Genomic DNA, 19,820 nt, shown 5'->3' on the forward strand with positions numbered 1-19,820 from the left:
TCAAGTGAATGATCAATTAGTTTCTATGATTACACAGCTTGTCATGGAGAAGATGGAGAAAAGTACAGGTAGCCAAACACCTGAAATAGCAGCTACTCCAACAGAACAACCACTTATTAAATTTTATGATACAGTAGAAAATCGTTTTTCAGGAACAACAGAAGCTATAGCAACATCACAGGAGCCATTAATTCAGCTGTATCAGCATGGAGCTCCACAGCAAGTAACGACGGTTACTTCTGCTACTTTCGAACAACCAGTAAATGACGCTGTGCCGATCAAGCCCTTTCAGTTTGAGGCGGGCTCGTTAAGTGAAAGTGTGCAGGCTGCTAAGAAACATACACCTGCTCGTATTGGTGTAGGAAGAGCAGGGACAAGACCGAAAACGAAAACCTGGTTGAAATTCCGACTTGATCATGCTGCTGCGGTAGATGCTGTATATGGCGAAGTGACAGAAGATCTTTTACAAAAGCTTGATGTCTTTCAGGTCACAACGAAAGTCACAGATAAAGAGGAATACATTACAAGACCTGACTTAGGGCGTCGTTTATCAGAAGAATCAAAGGCATTGATTCAGCAAAAATGTAAACCACAGCCAAAGGTACAGATTATTATCTCGAATGGCTTGAGTGCAAGTGCGATTGAGGAGAATGTTCAAGATGTTTACTTAGCCCTTCAGCAAAGTCTTAGCAATTTAAATATTGACATTGGTACTACGTTCTATATCGATAAAGGGCGTGTTGCTTTAATGGATGAGATTGGTGAGCTGCTACAGGCAGAGGTTATTGTTTATCTAATTGGTGAGCGTCCAGGGCTCGTATCAGCAGAATCGATGAGTGCATATTTATGCTACAAGCCAAGAATTGGGACAGTGGAAGCGGAACGTATGGTAATTTCAAATATCCATAAGGGTGGTATCCCACCATTAGAAGCGGGAGCTTATCTTGGCACAGTCGTAGAAAAAATCCTGCGTTATCAGGCAAGTGGCGTAGAGCTTGTCGCAAAAGAAGGTTAGGAGGCTGAAATATGTATCCTCAAAAAATTATGGCGCAAATCTTGGCGATGCAAACCATTCCAAGAGTCAACAGTGAACTAGCAGAGCAGTTAGATTTAAAGCCACATCATCATAGCATTGGGCTTGTCACACTGACAATCGACGATGTTGGCTATGTTGCCTTAGATGAGGCGACGAAAAAGGCAGATGTCGATGTTGTTTATGCAAAAAGCTTTTATGCTGGAGCGGCACATGCGTCTGGTCCATTGTCAGGTGAAGTGATTGGCATTATTGCTGGAAGCTCACCTGATGAAATTCGTAGTGGTCTTGATGCCATTCAACAAAAAATTGAATTTGATACGTATTTTGAAGCCATTAATAATAATGACAATCATGCCTTGTTTGCCCATACCGTGGCAAGCTGTGGGACGTATCTTGCTGAGCTTGCAGATGTAAAGGTTGGCACCCCACTTGCTTATTTAATCGCACCGCCGCTTGAGGCAGTTGTTGGATTAGATGCAGCATTAAAGGCTGCAGATGTTGAGCTAAAGGTTTTCTTTGGTCCTCCATCTGAAACCAATTTTGGGGGCGGCTTATTAACTGGCAGTCAATCTTCATGCGAGGCTGCGGCACATGCATTCAGAGAAGCTATTGAAAATATAGCTAGAAACCCAGTGATCTAGAAGGGAGGCGGCTTTATGGCCACATTAGACAAAGACTTATTAGCGATTCAGGAAATGAGAGATGCCGTTAAACATGCTAATACAGCACAGGCTGCCTATATGCAATTTTCTCAGCAACAAGTAGACAACATTGTAAAGGCTGTCGCGGATGCTGCCTTTAAGGAAGCAGACCGTTTAGCAAAAATGGCTGTGCAAGAAACAGGAATGGGTATTCCTAACCATAAAAAGATGAAAAATGAAGTAGCTTCACGAGATGTCTATGAAGATATTAAAGAATTACAAACAGTTGGTATTGTGGGCTATGATCGGATGAAAAAAGTAGCCGAAATTGCAAGTCCTTTCGGTGTTATTGCTGGTATCGTACCAACAACAAATCCAACCTCTACAGCGATCTTTAAGACACTTATTTCTTTAAAAACGAGAAATGGTTTAGTGCTTAGTCCACACCCATATGCAGTGAAATGTACAAAAGAGGCCTTAGATATTTGTCGAGTAGCTGCTGAAAAAGCAGGTGCGCCAGAAGGATTACTACAATGTTTAACAATGTCCTCCATGGAGGCAACACAGCAGCTAATGAAGCACCCAAACATCCATTTAATTTTAGCTACGGGTGGTGGTGCATTGGTCAAGGCGGCCTATAGCTCTGGCAAACCTGCCTATGGGGTTGGACCAGGAAATGTACCAGCTTATATTGAAAAATCGGCTAATATTCAAAAATCTGTACGTCAATTGGTGCAAAGTAAATCGTTTGATAATGGCACAATCTGTGCAACAGAACAAGCCATTATTGTGGATAAGGTGATTGCAGAGCAAGTGCAAACAGAATTAAAGAAAAATGGTGCCTATCTATTAAATGCCGAAGAAAAAGCTAAAATGGAAAAATTGATCTCACCAGTTCCTGGGAAAGTAAATCCCCAGATTGTCGGTAAATCAGCTACTTGCCTAGCAGATTCTGTCGGTATAACGGTACCAGACGATACAAAAGTTCTTGTGGGCTTCGAAACAATGATTGGTAAAAATATTCCGTTTTCTCTTGAAAAACTATCACCAATCTTTGCGCTTTATGTTGTTGAAAACAGTACAGAAGCCAAGCAGGTGATGATTGACCTGCTCAATATTGGAGGACGCGGACATACATGCTCAATTCACACTGAAAATGCAGCATTAGCAGAGCAATTTTCTGTCGAATTGCCAGTATCACGAATTGTGGTTAATACATTATCCTCAATTGGTGCAGTAGGTGGCACAACGGGCTTAGCACCATCCTTTACATTAGGCTGTGGGACATTTGGCGGCAATATTACGTCAGACAACATTACAGCAAGACATTTATTAAATATCAAACGTATGGCGTATGGCATTAAAGATGTCGAAGTGCCAAAACCAGAATTCGAAGTACAGTCCGTTGTTGAATCGGTAGTTTCACAAGAGCCTGCTCTAGATACAACAATGGTTCAACAAATTGTCGATCAAGTATTAAAACAAATCACATTACAAAATAAATAAATTATTTGGAGGAATGACAAATGAGTACAGCATTAGGAATGGTAGAAACAAAAGGTTTAGTAGGAGCAATTGAAGCAGCAGACGCAATGGTAAAGGCAGCAAGCGTTAATTTAGTAGGCAAAGTACATGTAGGTGGCGGGATCGTAACAGTTCTTGTACGTGGTGATGTAGGTGCAGTAAAAGCAGCAACAGATGCAGGGGCAGCAGCAGCACAACGTGTAGGAGAGCTATTATCTGTCCATGTAATTCCACGTCCACACCACGAATTAGAAATGATTTTACCAAAAGCAGAAGCATAATTCATGTTCTTTCAAACGCTATAGATGGAAAAATAACTACCATTTATAGAAGAGAGCTGGATCTAACTCTAGAACAGCTCTCACCTTGTCCTGATAAAATAATCAACAAAATAAAGAGGTGGCTAACATGACAACAGTAACAAAAACTTTTCCAGTGGCCATTTCGGCTCGTCATATCCATCTAAGTGAAGCGGATTTACAAGCACTTTTTGGTCCAAATGCAACCCTAACGAAAGATTTCGACTTATCACAGCCAGGGCAATTTGCTGCAAAAGAGCGCGTCTCTATTGAGGGACCTAAAGGCGTTATTCATAATGTCCGTGTCCTTGGACCTGTAAGACCAGCAACCCAAGTAGAGGTAAGCCGCACTGATGCCATGAAGCTAGGAGTGACACCACCTTTACGCCAATCAGGTGATATAGACAATTCTGCGGGCATTAAAATACTTTCTCAAGACAAAGAAATAGAGATCCAGCAGGGAGTCATCATTGCGCAAGCGCATATTCATATGACTGAGGAAGATGCCAAAGCATTGGAAGTACGCAATAATGAAATAGTTTCAGTAGAAGTTGTAAGTGATCGACCTGTCACTTTCCGAGGTGTCGTTGTACGTGTTTCAAATGATTTTAGTCTGGAAATGCACATTGATACGGATGAAGCAAATGCTGGTTTTATCGAACAGCAGGCACAGGGTAAATTAATAAAAGTATCATCGTAAGGAGGAGGCAAGATGCAAGAAAATTTAGTGCAAAAAATTGTGGAAGAAGTTCTGCAACAGGTCTTAAAAAATCAATCTTCCCCTCCACATGACGGTAAAATTCCGATTGGTGTATCTGCCCGCCATGTCCATCTTGCACAAGCAGAAGTGGAACAGCTCTTTGGTGAAAATTATCAGCTCACACCGAAATTCGAGCTTTCACAGCCAGGGCAATTTGCTGCGGAGGAAACTGTAGTAATTGCAGGTCCAAAAGGGTCAATTGAACGCGTGCGTATTCTTGGTCCCGCTCGTTCCTTATCGCAAGTGGAAGTAAGCTGGACAGATGCTATGAAATTAGGTCTGAAGCCACCATTAAGAATATCTGGTGATATTCAAGGTTCCAGTCCTGTTACATTGATTGGTCCAAAGGGAAGTGTTGTGTTAAATGAAGGCCTCATTATTGCACAGGCACATATTCATATGTCCCCAGCGGATAGTGCGAGATTCCAAGTCGTAGATGGGCAATCTGTCCAAATTAAGGTAGAAGGTATTCGCCCAATTATTTTATCGAATGTGGTTATCCGTGTTTCAGAGCGCTATCGCTTAGAAATGCATATTGATACAGATGAAGCAAATGCAGGGTTAATTCAGCAAGGAACGCTTGCAGAAATCGTGCATCATCAAGTAAGTGAACCTATGATCACTGTGAAAGAGCAGTCGCCAGTCGTACAGAAAGTAGAGCAACCGTCCGTCTATCATTATGACAAAAAGCTACTTTCACAAATAGAAGTGCTCGATATCGATGCACAAGAAATTGTCGTTCCAAAGAAAACCATTGTGACAGCATTGGCTTATGATAAGCTGCGAGAGTTAAATAAAACATTAACGATTCGTTCAGAGTAGTTAGACAATGTGTGTCGCATAAAGAGGGTGAAGTTCATGCAAATGGGAAGAGTGATAGGCAGTGTATGGGCAACACGCAAGGAAGAGGGACTGAATGGTTTAAAGCTACTAATCATTCAACCTATTGATTCCAATCAACAGCCGATTCGCACAGAAATGGTTGCAGCTGATCGTATCGGAGCGGGTATTGGTGATGATGTCCTGATTACAAGTGGTGGGTCATCTCGCTATATTATGAAAGATAATCCGTTACCGATTGATGCAGTTGTCATTGGTATTATTGATTCTACGGAAGTAATGAGAGGTGAGGACAATGAGTAGCGCAATTGGAATGATCGAAACAAAAGGATTAGTAGGCTCTTATGAAGCTGCTGATGCGATGATTAAAGCGTCAGACGTCACAATCGTCAAACAAGAGTTTGTGGATGGTGGCATCGTGACGATTGTCGTGAAGGGTGACGTAGGTTCTGTACAAGCTGCAGTAGAGGCTGGAAAAGCAGCCGCTATGCGTGTTGGTGAATTATTAGGCGCTCACGTCATTCCGAGACCTGATGAAGATGTCTTTAAAATGATTAAAGGACCAGAGGCAACAAAGAAAAAGGCTGTCTCTGCACCAGCAGCAACGCGTGCTAAAAAAACAACAGAAACAACATTGGCGACAGATAATCGAGGTGAGGCATAATGGCATTTCGCAAAAATAAAATCGCTGTTATTGGAGCAGGCCACACCGGTTCCACACTGAGTTTATTTTTAGCACAGAAAGAATTAGGCGATGTAGTGCTTGTTGATATTCCAGAGGCCGAGAACCCGACAAAAGGGAAAGCTTTGGATTTGCTACAAACAGGCCCCATCGAAAAATTCAATGTGTCCATTAAAGGCACGAGTCAATATGAAGATATCGCAGGCGCGGATATTGTTGTCATTACAGCAGGTATTCCACGTAAACCAGGGATGAGTCGTGATGACTTAGTCACAACAAATGCTAAAATTATTCAACAGGTTTCAAGACAAATTAAACACTATGCTCCAAATAGTATTGTTGTTGTGTTGAGTAATCCTGTTGATGCCATGACGTATGTGTGTCATAAGGAAACAGGCTTTGCCAAAAATCGTATCATCGGTCAATCTGGTGTGTTAGATACAGCTCGCTTCAACACGTTTGTGGCGCAGGAGCTTCACATTGCACCAGAGGATGTATCAGGCTTCGTCCTAGGAGGACATGGCGATGAAATGGTTCCATTAATCCGTTATTCCTATGCAGGCGGCATTCCATTAGAGAAACTAATTCCTCAGGAACGACTACAGCAAATCGTGGAGCGTACGCGTAAAGGCGGCGGTGAAATTGTTGGCTTACTAGGTAATGGTAGTGCCTACTATGCTCCAGCCGCAGCGTGTGCCCAAATGGTTGAAATTATTATCAAAGATCAACGAAAAATTATCCCTTCTATTGCCCTATTAGAAGGAGAATATGGGTACCACGATCTCTTTTTAGGGGTACCAACTATTTTAGGTGGCAATGGCATCGAATCTGTCATCGAATTGCACCTTACAAATGAAGAACAAACAGCCCTTCAGCACTCTGCAGAGGCTGTGAAACAGGTAATTGCTATTTGCCAAAACATTGAATAGAGTAAACAGACTCTATTTTTCAATGGATCGAAAGGATCCCCAACTTTCTTTCCAATAAAACTTCATGATAGCTCAAAAAATGTTTGATTGGAAACCGAACATGACTTGAAGGCTAGTATAAATCCCCAATTATATAGAAAGCTCTCCTCTAGTTATGGGAGCAGAAACTGTAGCAGACTCTGTAAAGTTTGCTGCAGTTTTTTTATTCACAACTTATATCATAAAAAAAATTATCGCCTCTACTATAATGAAATTAGGAGGGATGTGGATGAACAACATTGTCCAGGAGATGATTGATTGGATTGAGCTTCATCTATTAGAAGGATTTTCATTAGAGCAATTAGGAAAGGATATAGGTTATTCTCCTTATTACTGTTCTTTTAAATTCCATCAGACGACAGGGATGACGATTAAAAAATATAGATCACTACGTAAAATTTATCTTTCTACTATTGCATTAAAAGATCCCCAAAAGAAAATAATCGACATCGCCTTTCACTACGGCTTTTCATCGCAGGAATCCTTTTCTAGAGCTTTTAAAAGGTATTTTGGTATAAGTCCGAATGATTACAGAAAGTCTCCTCAACCTTTACAAACCTTTGTAAAGTTGAGATTACAGGATGATGGAGGATGGTTGATGATGGATATTTCTCAGAAATTAAAAATTGAAGCATTACAAGAGAAGATGAATGCGCAATACGATCAAGAGCTATTGAATGTATTAAATGGTCAAATGATGTATGAGGAGTTTGCAAAACAACAATTAATGGGCAACAGTGATTACGTTCCTTTCAATGAAGCGATGTGTACGAATCCAACGATTAGTCCGATTTTCAGTGAAGAATTTAATAAACTACGTGCTATAGGGCATGAGGTATCTTTACAGCAATATGAGCAGGTGACATTGAAGCCGTTGAAGCCATTGTTAACAAATGACTATAAATGTATTGTTTTATGGTTTGGAGATGATATGTTTTGTCAGATGAATTTATTGACCGTCCTTGCTTTCCTAGAGCAACAAAGGTATCAAGGCAAAGTCTATTATTATATGGTCAAGGAAATGACCTATGATGTGGAAGAAACAGAGATAGAACTTGGACCGTATGGGGGGGTCTATCACGAGGTCTTGATGCACCATCGTCTACCCAAGACAACGCTTATACCTGTCATGTATCAGGGCATTCAATTATTTTTCAGCTATTTAAATGAAGAGAATGAGATCACTACTTATATAAAAAAACACCTCAATCTATCTCAAAATGACCTGTTAAAGCAATTATTTTCCCTATTTCCACACTATGGATTAGGGGATAGACAATACATCAAAATAATAGAGAAGTTAAAAAAGGAATATTCTGAATAATTATCCTAGAAAGTCCGCAATATACAAAATTTTCGAAAATATGATAAACTTATAACGTGAAAAGGAGGATGAATGCATGACTGTTCAACAATTTACAGACTATGTGAAGAAAATGCAGCATTATGAGGAAGCGCTCAATGTGATTTATTGGGATATGCGGACGGGTGCACCGAAAAAGGGGTTAGCACAACGTTCTGAGGTAATTGGTACATTATCAGCCTCCTTATTTGATATGCAGACGAGTGAAGAACTAGGAGAGCTTCTAGCAGCATTAGAGGCACAAAAAGCTGATCTTGACTATGTAACACTACGTTTAGTAGAAGAAGTAAGAAAGAATTACGATCAAAATAAAAAAATCCCTGCGAATGAATATAAAGAATTCGTCATTCTTCAATCGAAGGCAGAAACGGCTTGGGAAGAAGCGAAGGCGAAGAATAATTTTGCTCTATTCCTACCATACCTAGAAGAAATCATACAATGGCAGAAAAAATTCATTCAATATTGGGGCATTAAAAATGGATCTCCATACAATACATTACTAGATTTATATGAGCCAGATATGACAACAGATGTCGTAGATCAAGTATTTGGTGAATTACGAGAGTCTATTGTGACGCTTGTTCAAAAAATTGCTCATTCATCGAATAAACCCGATACTACCATGTTATTTAAGCATTTCCCGCGTGAGGCACAGCGTGAATTATCGTTAGAATTGCTTGCTCAGCTCGGCTATGACTTCGATGCTGGTCGCTTGGATGAAAGTGTCCATCCTTTCATGATTGGCTTAAACTATGGTGACGCTCGTATTACAACTAAATATGATGAAAATGATTTCCGTTCAGCTATTTTTGGCACAATTCATGAATGTGGACATGCGATGTATGAGCAAAATATTGATGAAAAACTTGCAGGACTGCCATTAGCGACTGGTACATCGATGGGGATTCATGAATCACAATCATTATTTTATGAAAACTTTGTCGGCAGAAATGAGAAATTTTGGGAGCATAACTATGAGCGCCTTCAACACTTCTCACCAGTTCAATTTGGTGATGTAGCGTTAGCCGATTTTTTACGTGCCATTAATATGGTAGAACCATCATTGATTCGCATTGAAGCAGATGAACTAACATATCCATTACATATCATGATTCGCTATGAAATTGAACGTGACCTGTTCAATGGCGATTTACAGGCGAAGGATCTCCCACAGGTATGGAATGATAAATATGAGGAATATTTAGGTATTCGTCCTGAGACAGATGCACAGGGAGTACTACAAGACATGCATTGGTCAGGTGGCATGTTTGGCTATTTCCCATCCTATGCATTAGGAATGATCTATGCAGCGCAGTGGAAGCATGCGATGGACAAGGATATTCCTAATTTTGATGAATTACTAGAAAAAGGTGAGTTACTGCCAATTCGAGAGTGGCTAACAGAGAAAGTACATCAATACGGTGCGCTGAAAAAGCCGTTCGCGCTATTACAAGAGGCTACAGGGGAAGGCTTAAATGCTAAGTACCTAGCAGATTATTTACAAGAAAAATATACAAAGCTATATCAGCTATAGAAAAACAAGCGATTTCTCTAAAATGAGAAATCGCTTCAGACTGTAGACAAAAGCCCATCGAGAAGTTCACTTTCGATGGGCTTTTGTCATTTTTCTTCCTATTTTATCTTTAACATTTGGTAATATACTACCAAATTCAACATACTCTTCGAGCATAGATACCTTCTTAAGCTGCCTGCCACGTCCAAGTAGCCAGTTTCTTTAAATTCATGGCAGCAAAAGTAAGCATCGCCTGCATGGACAATTTTTTCAGACCTCTTAAGGTTGTCCATCGCATACCATGCTTTTCTTTTGCATCGGCAAAGACACGCTCAATCGTTTCTTTGCGCTTTGCATAAATTTGTTTGATGTCATAGGAATGGCGTAAATGTTCAGCTTCCTCCACATACGACTCCCAGATATGGCGTTGAATGAGTTTTTGATGATGCTTACTTTCTGTACATTGGGAAAGGCTTGGACACTTCGCACAAATCAAAGGATTCGATTTATATTGCCGATATCCTTCTTTCGTCGTAGTTGCATACTTCAATATCTGCCCTTGTGGGCAAAGATAACAATTATAATGCTCGTCATATATATACTCATGCTTTCGGAAGAATCCATCTTTTGTTTTAGGTCGTGTATACGGAAGAACAGGCAACATTTGATTCTCTAATAAAAAGTTCGTAATCGCTGGTGTTTTATAGGCTGCATCTGCCGCAACAGCGATTGGTTTTTGAACGTTTTGAATGACTCTTTCAACAAGTGGCTGCAATACATGGCTATCGTGCACATTTCCCGGAGTCACAATGGCACCTAAGACAAAGCCCTTTTCATCTGTCGCTGCATGAAAAGAATACGCAAACTGTTTCGTACGTTCATCCTTCACGTAATATCCACTTTCAGGATCTGTCGTGCTTTCCTTTATTTCTTTCCATTCTTCTTTTTCAAATTTCTCCGGGGAAAAGGGCTTTTTTCCGTGTTCCTCACGATCAATATTTAACTCTAATTGAAGTTTCTCTTCATAAGCCCGTGTTTCTTTTCGCACAACTTTTTTATCATACTTTCGTTTATTCGCACTCGCTTTCACATGCGTAGAATCGATAAATAAATGGTCTGCATGGAGGAGTCCTTGATGCATAATCTCTTTTAATATACGATAGAATATCTGCTCAAATATATCAGTGTCTTGAAAGCGACGGACATAATTTTTACCGAAGGTAGAGAAATGCGGGACTTCTGTCTGGAAGCCAAATCCTAAAAACCAACGATACGCCATATTCGTTTCAATTTCTTTGATGGTTTGACGCATGGACCGTATACCAAAAACGTACTGAATAAACGTCATTTTAAAGAGAACAACAGGATCAATACTAGGGCGTCCTTTGGCAGAGTAGAGGTTTTCTACTAAAGGATAGATAAATGAAAAATCAATAGCCGCCTCTAGTTTTCGTACTAAATGATCTTGGGGAACTAATTGATCAATCGTTAGCATTTCTAATTGTTCACGTTCATTGATTTGATTTTTCGTCATCATGGTTGATCACCTCGAAAGTGTACTTTTTATCAATAGATGAATAAGGAATTCTTTATGTAGAAGTTGATTGGAACGAAGGGTGGCGACTCCTGCGGGAAAAGCGGGAAAGTCGAGATCCTGGACTGAGCGAAGCGAGGGAAGCAGCTCGACCCCGCCCGCGGAAAGCGTCCGCCCGTAGTGGAAATCAACGGCTTTACTTTATTTTATTGTAAAAGAAAAAAGACTGTAGGCAAACTCAAAATTCATTGAGTTTGTCTACAGTCTGAAGCGATTTCTCTAAAATGAGAAATCGCTTGTTGCTTTGAAAATATTCTTACCAAAGCTTAAAGCCTTTGAGCCCGTGGTGAATTTGAAATAATTTCGAAGATTGGAATGGTGTAAGCTAATATAAATAAGGCTACTAAAATTACAAGTCAAGATTTAAAGTAAGCTACATTTCATGTTACATCAATATTTTTTATATAATGTTCAACATTATAAAGAGTCATTTTTAAATTGAACTATTGTGTTAAACAATCTGGCCAGATTGTTGAGTAAATATTTGTATGATGAACCGTATATAGTTTTTACTTTTTTGACCAATTAAAAATTTAGGGGTGATTATGGTGACACTTAAATGGTTGTGGATATTGGTTATTGCATTTTGCGTACTAGAATGGATTTCAATCCCATTCATAAGTGCATTTACAGGAAAATTGTATCAAGTAGTTGATGGTGTATTAATAATTACTTTTATTATTTATCCATTATTTTTCTTGACTACTCTTTTACTATTACAAAAGGGGAATAAAAAAATTGGTGCAGTAATTTTGCTTATTCCACTAATTGTGTATGCCCCCGTGTTAATAAGTCTTCAAACGTTGGTTAAATAATGTATTACTAATTGAGTTAACGAGGTGCTTTGTAAAACAAGAGTTTCAAAAATTATCGAACTTTAAAAATTTAATCGATGCCATTCAATAAGAGCAAGCTTTGATTATAAAGTGAAAAAAGCGATTTCTCGTTACAGAGAAATCGCTTTTTTATAGGAAGATGCGTTTGGATGCTTACCACAATTGATAGCCTTTAGAGCCGGCTGGTGAGTTTGAAATAATATCGATAATTGGTACTGTGTAAGCGAATAAAATTAAGGCTACTAAAATAACAAGCCATATTTTAAAGTTTTCTAAAATAGCTGGTGTTGGACCGCTAAGCTCATGTACATCACCTACAGGGAATTCTTCGTCACCTTTAGGTGCGAACCAAGCTAATTTCACGACGATATAAATGATCACTAGGATGGCGATAAAGAGGATTGTTCCACCCACAGCTTGCGCGATTTGATAAGGAATCCAATCGTAAGCCTGCTGAGCGCCACCATATTCTGAGTAATCTGAGCGACGAGGCGCACCAATTAGACCAGCAATATGCATTGCAGAAGACATAATCGTCATACCAGTAGCCCATAAGATACCAGCGAAATTACTAAGATTATTTAAAGACTTCGAAAGTGTACGACCTGTTAAATGTGGAATTAACCAGAACGCCGCACCGAAGTAAGTTAAAACAACAGCTGTTGCAATCGTTAAATGGAAATGCCCTGTAACCCAAATGGTATTATGAATTAATTGGTTCATTTGATAAGAGGCATTGACAATACCGCCTGCACCCCCTGGAATAAATGACACCATACCGATAAATGGTACGAAGAAACGAGCATCCTTCCAAGGTAATTTTTTAAACCAACCAAATAGTCCTTTGCCACCTAATTCACGTCCACGTAACTCGAACATGGCAAACATCGAGAAGGCCGTCATGAGAGAAGGCACGATTACAGCAAATGTTAAAACAACTTGAATGAACTTCCATGTACCATCAATACCAGGCTCAGTTAACTGATGGTGAATCCCAACAGGAATAGAGAAGAGTAAGAATAGCATAAACGAAAGTCTTGCTAAAGAATCGGAGAAAATTTTCCCGCCAATTACTTTTGGAATAATCACGTACCACACCATATAGGCAGGTAATAACCAGAAGTATACAAGTGCATGACCAAAATACCAGAAAAGGGTACGCGATAATGCCACATCGACACGTTCAATTAAACCTAAGGACCATGGTAACAATTGAATTAAAACAGAAGCTGCAACACCAAGCGTTGCCACGAACCACATTAAATTATTAACAACTACCATAAATGATAGTAACGGGCTGCGTTGTCCACTCGCTTTATTTTCCTTGCGCCACTGGACATAACGTAAAATTTGACCTGCGCCGCCAACCCAAGAACCAACAACGACTAATGTAAGACCTAAATAGAAAATCCAATGTGCCTTTAATGGTGCATAGAATGTATAAAGAACAGTTGCTTTATTCAATAACACCATCGTTGCGGCAGCAGCTGTACCAATCGTCATTAACCAGAAACCAATCCAGCCAAGTCTTCTCTGAGTATCAGTGAACGTACCAGATGTTCGACTTACACTTGCAATTTGGAAGCCGTAAATAAAGAATGTAGTTAATATAAGACCGAGTAATACACCATGAACTGTTAATACTTGATAATAACCAATGCCTGCTGGTAATGTAAATTGACCAGAACGTACAAAAACCTGTAATAAACCTGCAAGACCACCTAATAACAATGCGATAAATGCCACGTAAATATGTGCCATTGCTAGCTTTGCATCTCGACGATCCACTTTTGTCATTGAATTAGTGTGACTCATTTGAATCCACCACCTTTAGCATAGAGTGCATCATCGTATGTCCTGTACCACAATACTCATTACATACGATTAAAAACTCGCCGACCTTATTGACTTCTGTTACATATTCCGAAATATAGCCAGGCTCAAGCATCATATTGATATTCGTACCTGCAACCTCAAAACCATGCATAACATCCTCGCTTGTCGCGATAAATTTCACTTTTGCACCAAGTGGAACCTCAATTTGTGGAGGATTATAATTGAATGCAGAAGCAACTACTACCACTTCGTAATCCCAATCTTTACCTTCAACCTTATGGACACCTGGATTATCAAAAGGCGCTGTCTCTTTCACTTTCTCGTAATCTAGTGTTTTTTTACCATTGTTTGGATGGGAGCCTTGATGAAATGCTCCGATACCGAGAATGATTAGGAATGCCACTAAAGTGGTAACTCCAAACACAAGCCAGTATTTCTCATACTTATGTATGTGCATATATTTCTGTCCCTTCTTCGTAGATTAAAACCGTCCAATGAACAAATCGAAGCAGTACACCCAAAGTAAAATGATGATAATACCTACTCCAAAAACTGCATAGAGTGAACCTTTTAAATTTTCATCTGACTTCTTTTTATTTGCCATTTTTGCTCCTCCTACGCTTTTTATTGTTGTTTCTTACAGTCATCATATAAAAATCCCCTGCATTTTGATGTGAAAAAAATCACACTTCTAGAGGGATTATGTGAAAAAAGTGTGAAGAATTACGAAGAAAAAAAACAAGCTATCTCAAAAGTCATTGAGATAGCTTGTCACCGTACTATATTTTGCTTAATTTTAGTAAAAATAAAAGATTGGTAGGAAAGTACATTCTTTTTTTGTGCGAATGATAAATCTTTTGCATGTGTGCTGTTTGTTTGAGCATACAATGTCTTATTTGGAACATTCCTCAAATCTTGTTTTCTATTCTTCTTCCTCAATCGTTAATAGAACTGTTAGGGAACCGACGCTTGGGACCGAAACTGGGAGAGCAAATGCCTTTTCAAAGCCATATAATTTTGTATTGCCCACCATCACCGTTGGCGGAGTGATATCAATTTCTAAGCTTTCTTGCCCAACAGCTGTACATAAATTTCCTGCAATCATGTTACCAAATTCCCCTGTAAAGGATTCTAGCATTTCTCCTTCAAGCGGCATACCGAACATGGTACTACCGATCCCGCTGAACACTTCGGGAGAGGAGTCAATGATGACGCGTCCCTTTAAATCTCCGATTAAGCCAATTAATACGCCCATTTGTTGTTGTTGAAAGGGTTCAGAAATAATACTAGGCGACTTTACTTCTATATCCATAGGAAGAATGGTTTTTAAAGCGTGAATTGTCCCGTTTAAAATAGTTTGAAAGTACTTCGAATTACTCATCATTACCGCATCCTTTTTCCGACTTTTCTACATCTTACCATGTAAAAAGGGTAAGATGAAAGTATGTCTTGACGAATTCACATGAAATTTATAATATATTAATGAGAATGATTTTCAAATTCAATGTAAACGTCTGAAAACTTAACGAAAAATAACTAAGAAGGAGCGGTTCGCAATGACATTCGTATTGATTGGAGCAGCTGTAGTGATCTATATTGGAGTTGGAAAATACGTCATGAACCAGGCAACTGCACATTTGAAATAAGAGCTAAACAAAAGGGTATGAAGCTACTATGCTTCATACTCTTTTTCATGTTGTTAAAAAAGAAAATAGCACGTGCAGAAAAGGGCTTTAGCAAGGCGAGAGGTGATTCCTGTTACGCCAGTGTCCATTTTAACTTACCCTCTAGAATCTGATCAGTAACACTAATCTCCTAGGAATGACGCTGTCTCCGCTTCAATTAATTAGGCTACAAAATTTTCTTCCATATTACCAATAGTGTAGGGAAAGAATCTCCTCTTTTTTACATGTTTTTGTTCGTGAGAAATATTTGTTTTTTCAGAAATCTATTGTAAAATGAAGCAAACCTTTAAGGTTATTTAAAGAAATCAGGTGACAAATATGACAAAAATATTAGTAACAGGGTTTGAGCCATTTCTTGATTATAAAATAAATCCAACGATGCAAATTGTGGAAGAATTAAACGGAAAGAAAATAGATTGCTATGATATCGTCGGACGAATTCTATCTGTAGATTTTCAGCAATCAGCGGAGCAATTAAAACACCATATAGAAGAAGTGAAACCACAAATCATTATTTCATTAGGATTGGCTGGAGGACGTTTTAAAGTAACACCAGAGCGCATTGCTATTAATGTGAAAGACGGAGAGCCTGATAATAATGGCTATACACCAGTTGATGAGCGTATCCATGAGGAGGGGGCAGATGCTTATCTAACAAACTTACCAATTCGCAGTATGGTAAATCGTTTGCAGGCAGAAGGATATCCAGCGGAAATCTCTAATACAGCGGGTACATACTTATGTAATAACATTATGTATGTGGGGCTTGCTTATGCACAGCAACATGAAGGGGTTCGTGCTGGCTTTATTCATATTCCAGCATCATTTGAGCTGGCCATCCAACATGGCAAAATTCCCGGCTGGAGTATTAGAGATTTAGTAGCTGCGGTACAGCTTTGTATTGAGGAGACGGCACGTGCAACCAATCATTGATTTTCCGCATTCCATGTGGATTAGTCAACATACTATTCGTTTTGCATTCAAAGAGGAAATTTCTCACTCAAACTTTCACGCGGTCCAAGCGTTCAATCGGTTTCTGAAACAGCAGCTACAGCAACACCTAATCGAAAGTGTTGCAAGCTACCATACAGTAACAGCTTATATTAAACAAAAAATAGATATTGAACGTTTAAGGACGCAGTGGCTTGAGATGCAAGCCTCCACAACAATTGATAAAGGAACGAATCGACTTTTAAAAATACCCGTCTGCTATGATGAGGAATTTGCTTTAGATCAAAAGCGTGTCATGGATTTCACAGGTTTACCTTTTGAGGATATTAAAACTTTGCATATGTCCAAAAGCTATTATGTTTATTTAATCGGCTTTTTACCAGGCTTTCCTTACTTAGGTGAGCTTGATGCTAAATTATTTGTGCCCCGCTTACAGAAACCAAGGGCATCTGTATCAGCGAGTTCAGTTGGGGTTGGTGGTGGACAAACAGGCATCTATCCTGTTGATTCACCTGGAGGCTGGAATATTATAGGGAAAACACCTTTGGATTTATTTGATGCTCATGGCAAAGAGCCATTTTTATTTGAACTTGGTGATGAAGTTCAGTTTTATGAAATAACCAAAGAGCAATTTTGGGAAATGAAAAGCAAAGGAGTGTAGCAATTGGAGCCACTTCTGCTCGTAACAAAACTAGGGGTGTATGGTAGCTTACAAGACAAAGGAAGGTTCGGCTATCGGGCATTTGGTATTCCGCTATCTGGACCAATGGATTACCGTTCGTTTCAAGCAGCTCAAAGAATCTTACAGCACCACCATGATCAAACGTCTTTTGAAATGTTTGTGGGTGGTTTTGAATTTGAGGCGCTTGCTGATGGTGTTTATGTATTAACAGGGGGGCATAGTACATGCTTGGTTAATCATGTACCAATTGAAATGTGGAAAACTTTCCATTTAACGAGGGGAGATAGATTATCTATCAAGGGTGTCCATCAGGGCTCTATTGTTTACTTAACTCCATTAGGAGGTTTTCGTACAAATGATGAGCTTGGTAGCCAATCCTACCTTCCACTTGGGAATTTGGGAACATGCATTACAAAAGGAAGTATTTTATATGGGCAGGTATCATCATCTTTAAAATATAATAGAGGGCTATATGCATCCTATCGTCCGCGTTTTGACAGTTCGATTACGGTTCGACTGTTTAAAGGGCCGCATTTCCATTTATTTGCTGAGGAGAGTCAGCGACAATTTTTACAAGATCCTTTTCAATTTATCGGCGGCAATCGTATGGGCTACTACATCAAAGGACCTACCTTACAACTTCAGGAGATGAAGGATATTCTATCAGAAGCTACACAGTTCGGAACAATCCAAGTGCCTCAAAGTGGTAATCCCATTATCCTAATGGCTGATGCTCAAACAGTAGGAGGCTATCCTATTGTTGCAACAGTTCATGAAGAAGATTTACATAAAGTAGCGCAAATGCGTATGTTTAACACAATTCACTTTGTACTGGAGGAAACATGATGTCAATTGATATCAATTGTGATCTGGGTGAAAGCTATGATGCTTTTATCGCGGGTAAGGACGAAGAACTATTAGACTATGTAACTTCCATCAACATTGCATGTGGCTATCATGCGGGTCATCATTCAATCATGCATCAAATTGTACGAAGCGCCATTCGTAAAAATGTTCACATTGGTGCACATCCAGGCTATCCCGATCGAGAGGGATTTGGTCGCCGTAACATGGAATGTAGCCCAGCTGAAATTTACGATATGATGGTTTATCAAATTGGTGCCTTACAAGCATTTGTACAGATTGAAAATGGTATGCTTCATCATGTTAAACCACATGGCGCACTCTATAATCAATGCGCGAATGATCGTGAAAAAGCGTTAGCTGTAGTCAAAGCAGTGTATGATCTTAATCCGCAGCTTATTTTATATGGCTTATCTGGTAGCCTCATCGTAGAGATTGCTAGAGACCAAGGGCTTCAAGTATATGAGGAGGTTTTTTCGGATCGACGCTATAACGAAGATGGCACATTAGTGAACAGACAGGTGCCAAATGCCTTCATACAATCGGAAGAGGAAATGCTAGTGCATGTAAAAGGAATTTTGACTGCGAATGAAGTGATGTCGGTCCAGTCCAAAAAAATTAAAGTGGCAGTCCAAACCTTATGTATACATGGAGATGGCCCACATGCGCTAGACTATGCGAAAAAAATTGCAGGTCTTAGAAAGCAATTACAATAAAATGTAAGAATGGATGCCCTAAATAAGGCATCCATTTTATTTAGATTGTTGTCACTAGCTCCACAGCTTCTAGCACAATTGGCGTACCAGCAGAAAGTGTACCTGTGACAGTATTGAACGTTATTTCAGTTGTAGAAACTGTATAGGCACCACCCTCCTGAAGAACACCATTGATATATAAGTTATAGTAACCATTTGCGACTTCTGGGAATACTGTTGCGGCTGTACCGCTATCATTTAAAAACGTTGTTGCAGCGACTGTCGTGCCATCTGCAATGACAAGGGGTGCAGCTAAGACGTTAAAAAACCTTGTAGAACTACCTGTTACATTGACGTGAATATTAATAATGGAAAGTGCCACCAAATTCACCTCCTTTCATTTCCTTTATTTCGTTGTAAAGCCTAGCGATTCAATAATAATGGGTGTTCCTCTATACAATGTCGCATTATAAGGTACGATTGTCAGGGAGGCTGGGGTTACCGTATAAATACCGCCTTCCTGCATTACTGCATTAATATAAAGGTTAACGTAACCATTAGGTGAAAAAATTGTAAACTCAGTAACAGAATTTGCTTCATCATTCCAAAAGAGATTGGCTGGAAGAGTTGCCCCATTCGATAGATCAAGATCAGCTGTAACGATATAAAAATATCGCTGGATCGTTGGTATAATCATACCTTCAGGGACTACTTCAGGAGGAACCATGGGTATTCCGTTTGTTGCTTTTATACGGGGCCAGATAAATCGATCCTCACAGTTACATGAACAATATTTTTCAATGATTTGATGAGACTTAGGATTTATCATATGGCATCACACTCCCTTCATAAAAAATATAACTTTGCCCCGAATATGCTTACTATAAAATATGAAGTAAATATAAAAAGAACTAGTTGACCATCTATCATTTGGCATAGATTTTTTGTATAAACATGTTTTTGTAAGGATGGAAACGTTGGCATATATGCTTTAAATTAGTGTTATACTTTGCTAGTTGAATAAGGTAGAATACTAATTATGAATAATTAA

At 39.3% G+C, this 19,820-nt stretch carries 23 protein-coding genes; 16 read left to right on the forward strand and 7 right to left on the reverse strand.

Annotated elements, in window-relative coordinates:
* Positions 1-4 precede the first annotated feature (4 nt).
* From eutC to NYE73_RS09030, 11 genes are all read left to right on the forward strand, one after another.
* Positions 5-1,015 (forward strand): ethanolamine ammonia-lyase subunit EutC, encoded by a 1,011-nt coding sequence (gene eutC, locus NYE73_RS08980; protein ID WP_066037675.1) that lies wholly within the window; start codon positions 5-7, stop codon positions 1,013-1,015.
* Positions 1,016-1,026: 11 nt separating this feature from the next.
* Complete coding sequence (eutL, locus tag NYE73_RS08985; RefSeq protein WP_036077522.1) at positions 1,027-1,677, forward strand: ethanolamine utilization microcompartment protein EutL; 651 nt, start codon at positions 1,027-1,029, stop codon at positions 1,675-1,677.
* Between the two features lie 15 nt (positions 1,678-1,692).
* Positions 1,693-3,183 carry an aldehyde dehydrogenase family protein gene (locus tag NYE73_RS08990; RefSeq protein ID WP_259950107.1) on the forward strand — a complete coding sequence of 497 codons (1,491 nt, stop codon included), beginning with the start codon at positions 1,693-1,695 and terminating at the stop codon, positions 3,181-3,183.
* 20 nt (positions 3,184-3,203) lie between these two features.
* The gene (locus NYE73_RS08995; RefSeq protein WP_004269321.1) at positions 3,204-3,482 is read left to right on the forward strand and encodes a BMC domain-containing protein; all 279 of its coding nucleotides are present in this window, start codon (positions 3,204-3,206) and stop codon (positions 3,480-3,482) included.
* Positions 3,483-3,609: 127 nt separating this feature from the next.
* Positions 3,610-4,200, forward strand: coding sequence for a phosphate propanoyltransferase (locus tag NYE73_RS09000; protein ID WP_259950108.1), 591 nt, complete (start codon positions 3,610-3,612; stop codon positions 4,198-4,200).
* Between the two features lie 12 nt (positions 4,201-4,212).
* Complete coding sequence (locus NYE73_RS09005; protein ID WP_009370493.1) at positions 4,213-5,082, forward strand: phosphate propanoyltransferase; 870 nt, start codon at positions 4,213-4,215, stop codon at positions 5,080-5,082.
* Between the two features lie 36 nt (positions 5,083-5,118).
* Complete coding sequence (locus NYE73_RS09010; protein ID WP_004269324.1) at positions 5,119-5,403, forward strand: EutN/CcmL family microcompartment protein; 285 nt, start codon at positions 5,119-5,121, stop codon at positions 5,401-5,403.
* Positions 5,396-5,764 (forward strand): BMC domain-containing protein, encoded by a 369-nt coding sequence (locus NYE73_RS09015; protein ID WP_115673404.1) that lies wholly within the window; start codon positions 5,396-5,398, stop codon positions 5,762-5,764. Before NYE73_RS09010 ends, NYE73_RS09015 begins: the two co-directional genes overlap by 8 nt.
* A complete protein-coding gene (mdh, locus tag NYE73_RS09020; protein WP_016991928.1) occupies positions 5,764-6,711 on the forward strand; it encodes a malate dehydrogenase in 948 nt (315 codons plus the stop codon). Before NYE73_RS09015 ends, mdh begins: the two co-directional genes overlap by 1 nt.
* Before the next feature lie 268 nt (positions 6,712-6,979).
* Positions 6,980-8,074, forward strand: a complete 1,095-nt coding sequence (locus tag NYE73_RS09025) for a helix-turn-helix domain-containing protein (protein ID WP_259950114.1) — start codon at positions 6,980-6,982, stop codon at positions 8,072-8,074.
* 76 nt (positions 8,075-8,150) lie between these two features.
* Positions 8,151-9,647, forward strand: a complete 1,497-nt coding sequence (locus NYE73_RS09030; RefSeq protein WP_259950116.1) for a carboxypeptidase M32 — start codon at positions 8,151-8,153, stop codon at positions 9,645-9,647.
* Between the two features lie 166 nt (positions 9,648-9,813).
* Here the strand turns inward: NYE73_RS09030 and NYE73_RS09035 are convergent, their stop codons facing one another.
* Entirely contained in the window at positions 9,814-11,163 is a 1,350-nt protein-coding gene (locus tag NYE73_RS09035; protein WP_279494186.1) for an IS1182 family transposase, read from the reverse strand.
* Positions 11,164-11,768: 605 nt separating this feature from the next.
* Here NYE73_RS09035 and NYE73_RS09040 point away from each other — a divergent pair.
* Positions 11,769-12,035 (forward strand): hypothetical protein, encoded by a 267-nt coding sequence (locus NYE73_RS09040; RefSeq protein ID WP_054550783.1) that lies wholly within the window; start codon positions 11,769-11,771, stop codon positions 12,033-12,035.
* A 174-nt stretch (positions 12,036-12,209) separates the two neighbouring features.
* Here the strand turns inward: NYE73_RS09040 and NYE73_RS09045 are convergent, their stop codons facing one another.
* From NYE73_RS09045 to NYE73_RS09060, 4 genes are all read right to left on the reverse strand, one after another.
* Entirely contained in the window at positions 12,210-13,871 is a 1,662-nt protein-coding gene (locus NYE73_RS09045; RefSeq protein ID WP_048390013.1) for a b(o/a)3-type cytochrome-c oxidase subunit 1, read from the reverse strand.
* Entirely contained in the window at positions 13,858-14,349 is a 492-nt protein-coding gene (locus NYE73_RS09050; RefSeq protein WP_004269330.1) for a cytochrome b5, read from the reverse strand. Before NYE73_RS09050 ends, NYE73_RS09045 begins: the two co-directional genes overlap by 14 nt.
* Before the next feature lie 24 nt (positions 14,350-14,373).
* Complete coding sequence (locus tag NYE73_RS09055) at positions 14,374-14,496, reverse strand: hypothetical protein (RefSeq protein ID WP_009370491.1); 123 nt, start codon at positions 14,494-14,496, stop codon at positions 14,374-14,376.
* A 318-nt stretch (positions 14,497-14,814) separates the two neighbouring features.
* Positions 14,815-15,273 carry a chemotaxis protein CheX gene (locus NYE73_RS09060; protein WP_259948590.1) on the reverse strand — a complete coding sequence of 153 codons (459 nt, stop codon included), beginning with the start codon at positions 15,271-15,273 and terminating at the stop codon, positions 14,815-14,817.
* A gap of 622 nt (positions 15,274-15,895) precedes the next feature.
* Here NYE73_RS09060 and pcp point away from each other — a divergent pair.
* The 4 genes from pcp to NYE73_RS09080 are packed head-to-tail and all read left to right on the forward strand — an operon-like array spanning position 15,896 to position 18,790.
* Entirely contained in the window at positions 15,896-16,510 is a 615-nt protein-coding gene (gene pcp, locus NYE73_RS09065) for a pyroglutamyl-peptidase I (protein WP_259948593.1), read from the forward strand.
* Positions 16,494-17,189 carry a 5-oxoprolinase subunit PxpB gene (pxpB, locus tag NYE73_RS09070; RefSeq protein WP_259948595.1) on the forward strand — a complete coding sequence of 232 codons (696 nt, stop codon included), beginning with the start codon at positions 16,494-16,496 and terminating at the stop codon, positions 17,187-17,189. The genes pcp and pxpB overlap by 17 nt, the downstream gene beginning before the upstream one ends.
* Before the next feature lie 3 nt (positions 17,190-17,192).
* Positions 17,193-18,056, forward strand: coding sequence for a 5-oxoprolinase subunit C family protein (locus NYE73_RS09075; protein WP_259948598.1), 864 nt, complete (start codon positions 17,193-17,195; stop codon positions 18,054-18,056).
* On the forward strand, positions 18,056-18,790 hold the full coding sequence (locus tag NYE73_RS09080) for a 5-oxoprolinase subunit PxpA (RefSeq protein WP_257961375.1): 735 nt from the start codon (positions 18,056-18,058) through the stop codon (positions 18,788-18,790). The genes NYE73_RS09075 and NYE73_RS09080 overlap by 1 nt, the downstream gene beginning before the upstream one ends.
* A 40-nt stretch (positions 18,791-18,830) precedes the next feature.
* Here NYE73_RS09080 and NYE73_RS09085 read toward each other — a convergent pair whose 3' ends face one another.
* Positions 18,831-19,151, reverse strand: a complete 321-nt coding sequence (locus NYE73_RS09085) for a DUF4183 domain-containing protein (protein WP_004269344.1) — start codon at positions 19,149-19,151, stop codon at positions 18,831-18,833.
* A gap of 24 nt (positions 19,152-19,175) precedes the next feature.
* Positions 19,176-19,598: a DUF4183 domain-containing protein gene (locus NYE73_RS09090; protein WP_115673397.1), complete on the reverse strand. Its 423-nt coding sequence runs from the start codon at positions 19,596-19,598 to the stop codon at positions 19,176-19,178.
* Positions 19,599-19,820: the final 222 nt, after the last annotated feature.

Origin of the sequence: Lysinibacillus sp. FSL K6-0102 (assembly GCF_038003545.1) — a bacterium.
Classification (GTDB): domain Bacteria; phylum Bacillota; class Bacilli; order Bacillales_A; family Planococcaceae; genus Lysinibacillus; species Lysinibacillus capsici.

Bases quoted from the DNA above. Each gene is read 5' to 3' on its own strand.
- pcp (WP_259948593.1), top strand. From the start codon at position 15,896: ATGACAAAAATATTAGTAACAGGGTTTGAGCCATTTCTTGATTATAAA.
- NYE73_RS09030 (WP_259950116.1), top strand. From the start codon at position 8,151: ATGACTGTTCAACAATTTACAGACTATGTGAAGAAAATGCAGCATTAT.
- NYE73_RS09015 (WP_115673404.1), top strand. From the start codon at position 5,396: ATGAGTAGCGCAATTGGAATGATCGAAACAAAAGGATTAGTAGGCTCT.
- NYE73_RS09055 (WP_009370491.1), bottom strand. From the start codon at position 14,496: ATGGCAAATAAAAAGAAGTCAGATGAAAATTTAAAAGGTTCACTCTAT.
- NYE73_RS09045 (WP_048390013.1), bottom strand. From the start codon at position 13,871: ATGAGTCACACTAATTCAATGACAAAAGTGGATCGTCGAGATGCAAAG.
- NYE73_RS09090 (WP_115673397.1), bottom strand. From the start codon at position 19,598: ATGATAAATCCTAAGTCTCATCAAATCATTGAAAAATATTGTTCATGT.
- NYE73_RS08995 (WP_004269321.1), top strand. From the start codon at position 3,204: ATGAGTACAGCATTAGGAATGGTAGAAACAAAAGGTTTAGTAGGAGCA.
- NYE73_RS09080 (WP_257961375.1), top strand. From the start codon at position 18,056: ATGTCAATTGATATCAATTGTGATCTGGGTGAAAGCTATGATGCTTTT.
- NYE73_RS08990 (WP_259950107.1), top strand. From the start codon at position 1,693: ATGGCCACATTAGACAAAGACTTATTAGCGATTCAGGAAATGAGAGAT.
- NYE73_RS09010 (WP_004269324.1), top strand. From the start codon at position 5,119: ATGCAAATGGGAAGAGTGATAGGCAGTGTATGGGCAACACGCAAGGAA.
- NYE73_RS09005 (WP_009370493.1), top strand. From the start codon at position 4,213: ATGCAAGAAAATTTAGTGCAAAAAATTGTGGAAGAAGTTCTGCAACAG.
- NYE73_RS09025 (WP_259950114.1), top strand. From the start codon at position 6,980: ATGAACAACATTGTCCAGGAGATGATTGATTGGATTGAGCTTCATCTA.
- NYE73_RS09060 (WP_259948590.1), bottom strand. From the start codon at position 15,273: ATGAGTAATTCGAAGTACTTTCAAACTATTTTAAACGGGACAATTCAC.
- eutL (WP_036077522.1), top strand. From the start codon at position 1,027: ATGTATCCTCAAAAAATTATGGCGCAAATCTTGGCGATGCAAACCATT.
- NYE73_RS09035 (WP_279494186.1), bottom strand. From the start codon at position 11,163: ATGATGACGAAAAATCAAATCAATGAACGTGAACAATTAGAAATGCTA.
- mdh (WP_016991928.1), top strand. From the start codon at position 5,764: ATGGCATTTCGCAAAAATAAAATCGCTGTTATTGGAGCAGGCCACACC.
- NYE73_RS09000 (WP_259950108.1), top strand. From the start codon at position 3,610: ATGACAACAGTAACAAAAACTTTTCCAGTGGCCATTTCGGCTCGTCAT.
- NYE73_RS09050 (WP_004269330.1), bottom strand. From the start codon at position 14,349: ATGCACATACATAAGTATGAGAAATACTGGCTTGTGTTTGGAGTTACC.